This window comes from Oceanobacillus halotolerans, assembly GCF_010993955.1.
Lineage (GTDB): Bacteria > Bacillota > Bacilli > Bacillales > Amphibacillaceae > Oceanibacillus_A > Oceanibacillus_A halotolerans.
Window position 1 is genome coordinate 47,207 of record NZ_WIXL01000008.1, and the last position, 12,703, is coordinate 59,909.

Below are 12,703 nucleotides of genomic sequence, written 5' to 3' on the forward strand. Positions count from 1 at the left end.
TGGTGTAATCTTTTAAAAAGGACAGGTGATAAGGGGATAAGCCTTTTATCACCTTTTTTTAAAACAATACTTATGATAACTCTTAAAGGCTATTATTGCGAATTTTGTTGATAAACATCATTATTCGTACTAGCTATACTTATTATTTTGAAGGAGGATATATACTTATGGCAATTACAGCAAAATTAGTAAAAGAACTTCGTGAAAAAACTGGTGCTGGCATGATGGATTGTAAAAAGGCACTTACAGAAACAGATGGCGATATGGATAAGGCTATTGATTTCCTAAGAGAAAAAGGGATGGCAAAGGCTGCGAAAAAAGCAGATCGTATTGCAGCCGAGGGATCAACCTTTATTGAAGTCGATGGAAATAATGCTGTTTTATTAGAAGTAAACTGTGAAACAGATTTTGTTACCAAAAATGACCAGTTCAAACAATTACTAGCAGATCTTGGGAAACACCTTGTAAGCCAAAAACCATCAACAGTAGAAGAAGCTTTACAACAAAAGCTTCATGGTGAAGGTGATACGCTAGAAACACATATCAATTCTACAGTAGCTAAAATTGGTGAAAAAATTTCCCTTCGTCGTTTTGAAGTATTAACGAAAACAGACAATGATGCATTTGGTGCTTACCTTCATATGGAAGGACGTATTGGTGTACTAACTTTACTTGAAGGTACTACAGATGAGGAAGTTGCAAAAGATATTGCAATGCATGTTGCAGCAATTAACCCACAATATGTTTCACGTGATGAAGTACCAGAAGATGAAGTGAATCGTGAGCGTGAAGTATTAAAAACACAAGCATTAAATGAAGGTAAACCAGAGAATATTGTAGAAAAAATGGTAGAAGGACGCCTTGGTAAATTCTTTGAGCAAACTTGTCTATTAGAACAAGACTTTGTTAAAGATTCTGATCAAAAAGTGAAGAAGTATGTTGCAGATAAAGGTGCTACTGTTAAAACATTCGTTCGTTATGAAGTTGGGGAAGGAATGGAAAAACGTGAAGATAACTTTGCCGAAGAAGTAATGAGCCAAATGAAACAATAACCAAAGATGGGATTGGGGAACACAATAAGTTGTTTGCAATAAGAAAGTATAAACTTTCCTATCTGCATAAGTGCAACTAAGGCTTTTCACCATAAAGGCTTGGTGAAAAGCCAAGTTTTCTAACCTATTTCTCCATTATTGATGAAAATAAAACAGTTTGTTACATACTAGTCATAATGAAGTATGACACTAAACAAAATGTCTATGGAGGTTATTATGACAACAGCTCGTTACCGTAGAATTGTACTTAAATTAAGTGGGGAAGCTTTAAGTGGAAACCAAGGGTATGGAATTGAACCACAGGTGATTCAATCGATTGCCAGTCAAGTTAAGGAGATAGCTGAGCTAGGTATTGAAGTAGCTATTGTAGTAGGCGGCGGAAATATTTGGCGTGGCAAAGTTGGTAGTGAGATGGGAATGGATCGTGCTACGGCTGATTATATGGGGATGCTAGCAACTGTTATGAATTCACTTGCATTACAAGATAGTTTGGAAAATAATGGAATCCCTACTCGTGTTCAAACATCTATTGAAATGCGACAAGTTGCTGAGCCATATATTCGCAGAAAGGCCATCCGTCATTTAGAAAAAAAACGTGTTGTTATCTTTGCAGCAGGTACAGGAAATCCATATTTTTCCACAGATACGACAGCAGCTTTACGTGCAGCTGAAATTGAAGCAGAAGTCATTTTAATGGCCAAAAATAATGTAGATGGTGTATATACAGATGATCCAAAACAAAATAAACAAGCAGAGAAGTATGATTCCTTATCATTTATGGATATGTTGAATGAAGGATTAGGTGTTATGGACTCAACAGCTTCATCACTTTGTATGGATAATGACATTCCACTAATTGTATTTTCCATTATGGAAAAAGGTAATATTAAAAGGGTTGTAGAAGGCGAACCTATAGGAACAATAATAAGGGGGAAATAAAAATGTCAGATGCTGTTATAAAAAACATGCGTGATAAAATGAAACAAGCAGTGCAAGCTTATAAAAGAAATTTAGCAACTGTTCGTGCTGGACGTGCGAATCCTTCTATATTAGACAGTGTTTTTGTGGATTATTATGGTGCTTCAACTCCACTAAATCAGTTAGCCAATGTTTCCGTCCCAGAGGCAAGATTATTAATGATTACACCATATGATAAATCCGCATTAGGAGATATAGAAAAAGCTATTCAAAAGGCTGATTTAGGATTATCTCCATCAAATGATGGAAATGTTATTCGTATTAGTATCCCTGCACTTACGGAGGAACGTCGAAAAGATTTGGTGAAAGTTGTAGGAAAATATGCAGAAGAGGCACGTGTACGAGTTCGTAATGTTCGTCGAGAGGCAAATGACCAATTGAAGAAAGATGAAAAAAACGGGGACCTAACAGAAGATGAATTACGTAGTGCGCAGGATGACGTACAAAAAGAAACGGATCGCCATATCGATGAAATTGATCAACTAGCAAAAGAGAAAGAAAATGAAATAATGGAAGTATAAGCAGAATGATAGGAAACAAAGAAAAACCCCTCTTGTTTTAAGAGGGATTTTTCTTTGTTGCAATCTTTTCCTATTTTTAGACTGTTTTCTAAAGGTTGTTTTCTAAAAGTAAGTATAAATCATAATGATTAGTTGATAGATTATGCGTTTTAAATTTGTGGGTAAAAGCACCTTTTCATAATATACATGTTGAGACGTTAAAAAATAGCAAAGAAACGAAAATATCCTTTCCAAAAGATTGTTCCGTTCCACAATCTATTTTAAGTGAGAAAGGTGAAAAATAGGCTAGAATGTGATTGATTAATATTGAAATGCTTGTAATTTGTAAAATGAAAGTATCACATATGTGTAAAATGCTAACCATGTTAACAGAACTCATAAAATCGGTCTTGCTAACTTTGTAATTAAATCGTTATAATAAATAATGGCTATTAGTGTTATAATGAATACTTACACTATGATGAAAAACAATTCTATATATACATATGTTATATAGTACTTTCATCAAACATAATGATGATAATGAAGCGGATTTTAAATAATCATCGATGCTCGGAGGACAAATGATGTCAATTAAATTTCCTTTTTTTAAAAAGCGAAAGAAAAAACGAAATATATCACTAGATCGTGATAATATGCCACGTCATGTTGCTATTATAATGGATGGGAATGGACGATGGGCACAACAAAGGGGCTTGCCACGTGTAGCAGGCCATAAAGAAGGCATGAAAGTAGTCAAGGATACTGTAAAAACAGCTGTTAAACACAACATAAAAATATTAACCTTGTATACGTTTTCCACTGAAAATTGGAGAAGGCCTAAATCGGAAGTAGATTATATTTTAAGATTACCAAAAGAATTTTTACATACGTACCTACCAGAATTAATGGAAAATAACGTGCGAATTGAAACCATTGGGGACTTTAATGGATTACCAAAACACACGAAAGAAGCAGTACAATATGCAAAAGATCAAACGAAGAATAATAATGGATTATTATTAAATTTTGCATTAAACTATGGGAGTAGGTTAGAAATTATTAATGCCATTAAACAAATTAATCAAGATATTAATCAAGCTAAACTATCAATCGAGGCATTAGATGAGACGCTATTTTCCAACTATTTATATACGAATAATTTATTAGATCCTGATTTATTAATACGTACGAGTGGCGAACAGCGTTTAAGTAACTTTTTGTTATGGCAATTAGCATATACAGAATTTTGGTTTACCGATGTACTTTGGCCAGATTTTAAAGAAGAAGTATTTAACGATGCTCTCCATGAATATCAACAACGTAAGAGGAGATATGGAGGAATTTAAGGTGTTGAATCTTGTATGAAACAACGAATAATAACAGCAATCATTGCATTATTGATATTTATTCCTTTTATCTTATATGGAAATATGCCCTTTACGATATTAATTTATATCATGGCAGCTATTGGATTAAGTGAATTTATGAAAATGCACCAGTTAAATATTGTTTCTTTCCCAGCTTTATTAGCGTTTGCCTTACTGTTTGTCATGCTAGCACCGTTAGATAGTACGATTTTCTCTTGGTTTACAAAAACAGAGGCTATTATGCTTTTTACATTAATTTTGTTAGCCTATACTGTACTAGTAAAAAACGAATTTACATTTGATGATGCAGGTTTTATATTAATTTCCACATTATATGTATCAATGGGATTTTACTTTTTATTGGTCACAAGAGAAGCTGGCTTGGATTATGTGTTTTTCATTTTATTTATTATTTGGGCAACCGATACAGGTGCTTACTTATTTGGACGAGCTTTCGGAAAGCGGAAATTATGGCCGCAAATTAGTCCAAATAAAACAATTGAAGGCGCAATAGGTGGTATAATAGCAGCATGTATTGTCGCCTTAGTATTTCACTTCATACAGCCATTTCCTCACTCTTATATTGTTATATTAGGAGCAACCATACTAGCTTCTAGTTTTGGCCAAATTGGAGATCTTGTGGAATCAGCCTATAAAAGGCATTACCAAGTGAAGGATTCAGGAAATCTGCTGCCGGGTCATGGTGGGATTTTAGACCGGTTTGATAGTCTTTTATTTGTGTTACCATTATTGCATTTTATCGGATTTATTCAATAGTAATGGGTAAACTTAATTAATATACATTTCATTTTTGAATATACTTATATCGTCACCATAGATAATTAGGTATTTTGTTTTATGTGAAATACGGACAAACTAAAGACTGATATGATGGGTTAATAGCGACCTTCTTATCTACAACAAAAGGACAACGATGATGTTAGCACCATTGTAAACCGATAAAGGAAGGTGTCTTATTTGAACACGGTTATTGCGTTTATTTTTATGTTTGGTTTACTCGTCTTTATTCACGAGTTTGGTCATTTGATATTTGCAAAACGAGCAGGAATGCTAGCTCGTGAATTTGCGATTGGTATGGGGCCAAAAATCTTTTCATTTACTAAGAACGAAACATTGTACACGATCCGCCTTCTACCAATTGGAGGATATGTACGTGTTGCTGGAGAAGACCCTGAAATTATTGAACTAAAACCAGGCCATCATATTGGTCTTGAATTTAATGAGTTCGGGAAAGTGAACAAAATTATTGTTAACAATAAATCCAAACACCCCAATGCACGTGTGATTGAAGTAGAAAGGGCTGATCTTGATCATCAATTACTTATTGAAGGGTATGAAGTTGATGAAGAAGAAAGTGAGAAACTTTCTTTTGATGTAGACCAAAAGGCCTTTTTTGTAATGGATGAACGGGAAACACAAATCGCGCCATATGATCGACAATTTGCTTCCAAATCTCCAGCACAACGTGGGATGCAACTATTTGCAGGACCAATGATGAACTTCATTTTAGCAATTGGTATTTTCTTTATCCTAGGAATTGTTCAAGGTGTACCAGTTGAGGAAGCTAAAATAAGTGAAGTTGTACCAGATAGTCCAGCTGCTGAGGCGGGTTTTCAAGCAAATGATGAGGTAATCCAAATTGAAAATAGTGCCATTTCGACATGGGAAGAGTTTACTACAATTGTAGAAAATAATCCTAATGAATCAATAGAGATGATTGTTGCACGTGATGGTGAACGTGTTACATTAAACGTTACACCAGAAGAAGTGACTGGAATGAATCCTGAGGGTGAAGAAATTGCAATAGGACGTGTAGGAGTTTACCAAGCGTTAGAAAAATCAGTACTTGGTACCATCGCATATGGGTTCACAGAAACGTTCGAGACAACAAAGATGATTTTAACGAATTTAATGATGTTAATAACTGGTCAGGTTTCAATTGAAATGTTATCAGGACCAGTGGGAATATACGATGCGACAGATCAAGTAGTCCAAACTGGTTTTATGAATTTCTTAATGTGGACAGCTATCTTAAGTATTAACTTAGGTATTATTAATTTAGTTCCATTACCTGCATTAGACGGGGGACGATTATTGTTTGTTGGAATTGAAGCTGTTCGAGGGAAGCCGATAGCACCAGAAAAAGAAGGGATTTTCCATTTTGTTGGATTTGCTTTATTAATGTTATTAATGATCGTCGTTACATGGAATGACATTCAACGATTGTTTTAGAAAATACGTTTAGTTGTGTACATCTAGATCTTAATTAACCCTTGTCTTAATAGACGGCAAGGGTTTTCCATCATTATGAATGAAGTTGTTAGCTGTAACAGGAGGAATATGAGAATGGATATATCAAAAAAAGAAAAAATGGATGTTTTGCTTAAGCAGCTACAAATACCATCTGAGCATATAGAAACATATTTTCAGGATAGTGAACTACAACGGTTAGAAGTATATAAAAAGACGAAGACATGGCATTTTCATATCCGACTTCAACAGTTGTTACCAGCTACGATCTATCAACTACTTTTAGCAAGATTACAAGAGTCTTTTCAACAAATTGCTACGGTTGATTTAACACTATATACCAATGATAAATCATGTGATAACCAATTAATTCGTGATTACTGGATGCAATTTGTCAAGACAAATGAAAATTTGTTACCAGCATACAAAGATTTAGTTTTTCAGCAAATCCCAGAGGTTTCCAATAATAAGATTATGTTAACTGCCAGGAATGATGCAGAAGCACATGCATTAAAAAAACGTTTGGATGAACCTTTTCGGAACTTCTGTAAAAAAATAGGTGCCCCATTATATACGTTAGATGTAGGTGTTAAAACAGAAGAAGAAGATTATAAAAAATTTAGAGAACAAAAGGCCTTAGAAGATCAGCAAATGGTTTTAAAAACAATCCAAGATAAAGAAAAAAGAGAACAAAAATCACAAACTGAAGATAATAAACCTTTAATACTTGGATATACCATTAAAGATGAAGCAACACCAATGGAAGATATACTGGAAGAAGAGCGCAGTATGATCGTACAGGGGTATGTATTTGATGTAGAAATCCGAGAATTGCGATCTGGAAGAAGTCTTTTAATCATAAAAGCTACCGATTATACGGATTCATTACAAATCAAAATGTTCTCTAAAGGGGACGAGGATCGTTCGCAATTTGAAAATGTGAAAAAAGGAATGTGGATAAAAGCTAGAGGAAGTATACAGACGGATATGTATACAAACGAACTTGCGATGATGGCCAAAGACATTCATGAAGTGAAAGTAGTTCAACGACAAGACAAGGCACCAGAAGATGCAAAGCGTGTGGAACTTCATGCACATACGACAATGAGCCAAATAGATGCCGTTGTTTCAGCAGAACGAATAATTGAACAAGCTGCAAAATGGGGGCATGAAGCAATTGCCATTACGGATCATGCAGGTGTACAAGGGTTTCCAGAAGCATATGGTGCTGGGCAAAAACATGGGATAAAAGTTTTATATGGAGTAGAGGTCAATTTAGTCGATGACGGGGTACCAATTGCCTACAATGAACAAGATCGTGACTTAGGAAATGGCACTTATGTTGTATTTGATGTGGAAACAACGGGATTATCCGCTGTTTATGACACTATTATCGAACTAGCTGCAGTGAAAGTCTATCAAGGAGAGATTATTGATCGTTTTGAATCATTTGCCAATCCACATCATCCTTTGTCTCAAACAACTACAAACTTAACCGGAATTACCGATGACATGGTGAAGGATGCACCAGAAATTGGAGATGTTTTAAAGGACTTTTATGACTGGTGTGAAGATGGAATATTGGTTGCACATAATGCTAGTTTTGATATTGGCTTTTTAAATCAAGGCTATAAACAAATTGGATATGAAAAAGTAACAAATCCTGTAATCGATACGTTAGAATTAGCGCGCTTTCTATTTCCAGAATTAAAAAACCATCGCTTAAATACATTGTGTAAATATTTAGATATTGAATTAACGCAGCATCATCGTGCGATTTATGATGCCGAAGCAACGGGTTATTTATTATGGAAACTTGTAAAAGGATTATTAAAGGAAACCATAACGAACCATAACCAATTAAATGATCATATGGGGGAAGGAAAGGCTTACCAGCGTTCAAGACCATTTCATTGTACGTTAATTGCCCAAACCCAAGAAGGATTAAAAAATTTATATAAATTAGTGTCACATGCACATATTGATTATTTTTATCGTGTTCCTCGAATCCCTAGATCGTTACTGACAAAACTACGACAGGGAATCATAGTTGGTTCGGCATGTGACCAAGGAGAAGTATTTGAAACAATGATGCAAAAGTCAGCTGATGAGGCTGAAAAGGTTGCAGAATTCTATGATTATATTGAAGTACAGCCTCCTAGTAATTACGCTCATTTAATAGAAAAAGATTTAGTACAAAATGAAGCGCAAATTATTGATATCATTAATAAATTAGTAGCATTAGGTGAAAGAATGGAAAAACCTGTAGTTGCTACTGGGAATGTACATTATATAGAGGATCACGAAAAGCGGTATCGCGAAATATTAATCGCATCACAAGCAGGTAATCCATTAAATCGTCACACCCTTTCCGACACACCATTTCGTACGACAAACGAAATGTTAGATTGCTTCCAATTCTTAGGAAAAGAAAAAGCAAAAGAAATCGTTGTAGAAAATACACAACAGCTTGCAAATAAAATGGAAGATATTTCTCCAGTGAAGGATGGTCTATTCACACCTACTATTGAAGGTGCAGATCAAGAAATGCGAGATTTATGCTATAACCGTGCAAAACAATTATATGGAGAGCCTGTTCCACAAATTGTTGTGGATCGTTTAGAAAAAGAATTGGATAGTATCATTAGTAATGGATTTTCTGTTATTTATTTAATCTCCCAAAAACTTGTGAAGAAATCTTTAAATGATGGTTATTTAGTAGGATCTCGAGGCTCGGTGGGTTCATCTCTAGTAGCTACAATGACTGAAATTACCGAAGTAAATCCACTTCCGCCACATTATGTGTGTAGCAATTGTCATTATCATGATTTTATTACAGACGGTTCGGTAGGAAGTGGTTTTGACTTACCAGATAAAGAATGTCCAAATTGCGGAACAGAGCTTACAAAGGATGGACAAGATATCCCATTTGAAACATTTTTAGGGTTCAAAGGGGATAAAGTGCCAGATATTGATTTGAATTTCTCGGGTGAGTATCAACCACAAGCACATAACTATACAAAGGTTTTATTTGGAGAAGACAATGTATACCGTGCGGGTACAATTGGTACCATTGCAGAAAAAACAGCATATGGGTATGTGAAAGGATATGCTTCTGACAAACAGCTTGTGCTCAAAAATGCAGAAATTGATCGGCTTGTACAAGGGTGTACGGGAGTTAAACGTACAACGGGCCAACACCCGGGTGGTATTATTGTTGTTCCAGAAGATAAGGAAATTTATGATTTTACACCAATTCAATATCCAGCAGATGATCAAAAAAGTGAGTGGCGAACAACTCATTTTGATTTCCATTCTATTCATGACAACCTGTTAAAGTTAGATATACTTGGTCACGATGATCCAACCGTTATTCGAATGCTCCAAGACCTAAGTGGAATTGATCCGACAACTATTCCAACTGATGACAAAGAAGTCATGAAAATATTCTCTAGTCCTGAATCACTTGGAGTGACAGCAGAACAAATAAACTGTAAAACAGGAACATTAGGTGTTCCAGAGTTTGGAACACGATTTGTGCGACAAATGCTGGAGGATACAAAACCAAAAACATTTGCAGAGCTTGTAATCATTTCTGGTTTATCACATGGTACCGATGTTTGGTTAGGGAATGCAGAACAGTTAATTAATGATGGGATATGCGAGCTGCCAGACGTAATTGGGTGTCGTGATGATATCATGGTTTACTTAATGCATAAGGGGTTAGAAGCATCTCTCGCTTTTAAAATCATGGAATTTGTTCGTAAAGGAAAAGGATTGCAGGATGAATGGATAGAAGAAATGAAAAAGCATGATGTGCCAGATTGGTATATTGAATCCTGTAAAAAAATCAAATATATGTTTCCTAAAGCGCACGCAGCAGCTTATGTATTAATGGCTGTACGAATCGCTTACTTTAAAGTGCATTATCCAATTTATTTTTATGCAGCATATTTTTCTGTACGTGCTGGTGATTTTGAATTAGATACGATGGTCAAAGGGTCTGAGGCTATTCGCAGCCGGATTGAGACGATTATGGAAAAAGGAAACGATGCCTCTCCTAAAGAGAAGAACTTGTTAACGGTATTAGAAGTAGCACTCGAAATGTGTGAGCGTGGATTTTCCTTTCAAAAGGTAGATTTGTATCGATCAACCGCATCTGAATTTGTTGTGGATGGGAATAGTTTAATCCCTCCATTTGATGCAGTTGATGGCCTTGGTACCAATGCAGCAATTAATATTGTAAAAGCTCGTGATAATGGTGAATTTTTATCCAAGGAAGATTTACGTGAACGTAGTAAAATTTCAAAAACAGTCTTAGAGTACTTGGACAATCACGGTTGTTTAGAAGGAATGGCCGAGAAAAACCAGCTTTCATTATTTTAGATTGATGGATTCTATTCGTAAATATAAGAGGTCTAGTAGTGACCTCTTATATTTTTTAAGGTGTTTTCAAAAAGATTGTTGCTTTTTCAAGTATAAATCTTAATGCATAGTTGATTTATTATGCGCAGTAAATGTTTAGCATAGCTTCCTTACATTCTTTATAAGATGACTGTTAAACCAACGCTGTGGAAAACACTCGCTTTCACCATGGGCACAAGTGCGACATCTGTTCAAACTCTCTCTGTTCGTTTTCACGGTGTCTTCTTTGCCACGGGGAACGCTTCAGCCTCCTCGCGAGCATTGTCTAGGTCTAGCACCTCCCCCTCGAGGTCTTAAGTCAATCCTCTTTGTGGCACAAAACGCCACGCCGAGGCTCGTCTTAAGCTTGGCAGATAAGAAAAACTTTCTTACTGCATAAGTGCAACTAAGGCTTTCGCCACTTGGCGAAAAGCCAAGTTTTCTAATCGGGGGTGACCAAGTCGCTAGACCTTTTCTATTAAAAGCGCTCGCTGTGGGGTCTTCAGACTGTTCCTTTTCCCATATGAGTCTCGCATTTTCCACAGCTCCGAATAGTTTTCTAAATTAAAAAGACACAATATTGACAATGTCTATCATTCGCTTTGATCAACTGTTATATTGTCAATAGTAATGATAAAAACGAGGGCAGCACAACTTAGCGGAGGAAAAACACGAAGACTCCTGCGGAAAAACGAGCCCAAGAGACCCCGCAGTGTGGGTTTCACGAGGAGGCTCGTGGGGAGTCCGCGGAAAGCGTAGTGTTTTTCCGAAGCGGAGCAATGTGCCTATTCTAGTTACTGCGCATCATATAGATGTTGCGACGTTAAAAACACCAAAGAATACGAAAATAGCCTTTTTTAAAATCAGTTTTTTAAAAGGAATTTACTTTTCAAGTATAGATTTTTATGAATAGTTCAACTGTTTTGGAGAGAAAAGAACAAGATTACTACCTTGATAATAGTGCTAATTAATGTTCTCTTTGGATAAATTCATATATAATAATATAAATAATCGGATAATGGGAGTGAGCGTTTTGGACTTAACATTTTATCAAGGTCAAAAAATACGTGAATTTTTAATGAACAATAGAGAATTATTTGAGGAGAAGTTACTTGAAGAAGCTGTAAATGTACGAGATAAAATTGAAGAAATTAAGCTAATAGGAAATATTAATTTAGTAAACAATGCTCATAAACTTGTCTTACTAGTTGTCGATGAAAAGCAAACTGAGGTAACAGAGTTTGCCAAGCAAGAGGGAATTGTATGGGCAAAGTTTAATTTAACATTGTCATTTAAATTAGAGTGGGTTCAAGCAATACGTCGTACACTGTGGCATTTCCTTTATCAATATGATAAATTAATTCAAAAAGATAATGATATTGTTGAATTTTATACCATGGAAAATAAAGTAAATACATTGATTGATGAGTTTTTAAATAATTTCTTTTTAAGTTATTCGAAATACAAAGATGAATTAATTGAATCACAACGCCAATTGGTTGAAAAACTCTCTGTACCTATTATCCCAATCAATACATCAATTAGTATTTTACCGTTAATCGGGAAGATTGACTCCTATCGAGCAAATATTATCGACGAAAAGGTTTTACAGGAGATCGGTACAATGCGTGTACAGACCTTAATTATGGATTTATCTGGTATTGCACAGATGGATTCAGATGCCGTTCAATATTTTATGAAGTTATTAGATGGTATTTCTATGATGGGGTGTGAAGCAGTTATAACTGGAATGCGGAGTAAAATAGTTAGAGATTTTATTAAGTATGATACATCATTCGGTAAAAATATTGAAACAAAAGGGACATTACAACAAGCATTAAAAGAGTATTTAAATAGTAAGGAAACAGCTCAATATAATGAAATAGGAAAGAAATTATTATAATATTAATGCTAAAAAGGTGATATTCTTGCAATTGAAATTTTCTTATGATATATTTTAAAAGGTAAGTAGTAATGAATCGAACGGTTAAAAGAGTGGGAGCCTTCCCACTCTTTCTTCATACTATCTAGCTTCTGTCAACCCTCCCTTGCCACTAATTTGGCAGGGGTTTTATATTGATTCAAATTAAATTGGGTAGGTTAGTTCATACTAAAAAATAACAACTAC

8 protein-coding genes are annotated in these 12,703 nt (G+C 35.2%); all 8 read left to right on the forward strand.

Annotated elements, in window-relative coordinates:
* Positions 1–167: 167 nt before the first annotated feature.
* Positions 168–1,052 (forward strand): translation elongation factor Ts, encoded by an 885-nt coding sequence (gene tsf, locus GHC26_RS10625; RefSeq protein ID WP_163971247.1) that lies wholly within the window; start codon positions 168–170, stop codon positions 1,050–1,052.
* A 216-nt stretch (positions 1,053–1,268) separates the two neighbouring features.
* Positions 1,269–1,991 carry a UMP kinase gene (gene pyrH, locus GHC26_RS10630; protein WP_163971248.1) on the forward strand — a complete coding sequence of 241 codons (723 nt, stop codon included), beginning with the start codon at positions 1,269–1,271 and terminating at the stop codon, positions 1,989–1,991.
* Between the two features lie 2 nt (positions 1,992–1,993).
* Positions 1,994–2,551 carry a ribosome recycling factor gene (frr, locus tag GHC26_RS10635; protein ID WP_163971249.1) on the forward strand — a complete coding sequence of 186 codons (558 nt, stop codon included), beginning with the start codon at positions 1,994–1,996 and terminating at the stop codon, positions 2,549–2,551.
* A 566-nt stretch (positions 2,552–3,117) separates the two neighbouring features.
* Positions 3,118–3,879 (forward strand): isoprenyl transferase, encoded by a 762-nt coding sequence (locus tag GHC26_RS10640; RefSeq protein WP_163971250.1) that lies wholly within the window; start codon positions 3,118–3,120, stop codon positions 3,877–3,879.
* A 15-nt stretch (positions 3,880–3,894) separates the two neighbouring features.
* Complete coding sequence (locus tag GHC26_RS10645) at positions 3,895–4,677, forward strand: phosphatidate cytidylyltransferase (protein WP_163971251.1); 783 nt, start codon at positions 3,895–3,897, stop codon at positions 4,675–4,677.
* A 201-nt stretch (positions 4,678–4,878) separates the two neighbouring features.
* Positions 4,879–6,153: an RIP metalloprotease RseP gene (rseP, locus tag GHC26_RS10650; protein ID WP_163971252.1), complete on the forward strand. Its 1,275-nt coding sequence runs from the start codon at positions 4,879–4,881 to the stop codon at positions 6,151–6,153.
* A 114-nt stretch (positions 6,154–6,267) separates the two neighbouring features.
* Entirely contained in the window at positions 6,268–10,557 is a 4,290-nt protein-coding gene (locus tag GHC26_RS10655) for a PolC-type DNA polymerase III (protein ID WP_163971253.1), read from the forward strand.
* 1,051 nt (positions 10,558–11,608) lie between these two features.
* Positions 11,609–12,478, forward strand: a complete 870-nt coding sequence (locus GHC26_RS10660) for an STAS domain-containing protein (protein ID WP_163971254.1) — start codon at positions 11,609–11,611, stop codon at positions 12,476–12,478.
* The last annotated feature ends 225 nt before the right edge of the window (positions 12,479–12,703 follow it).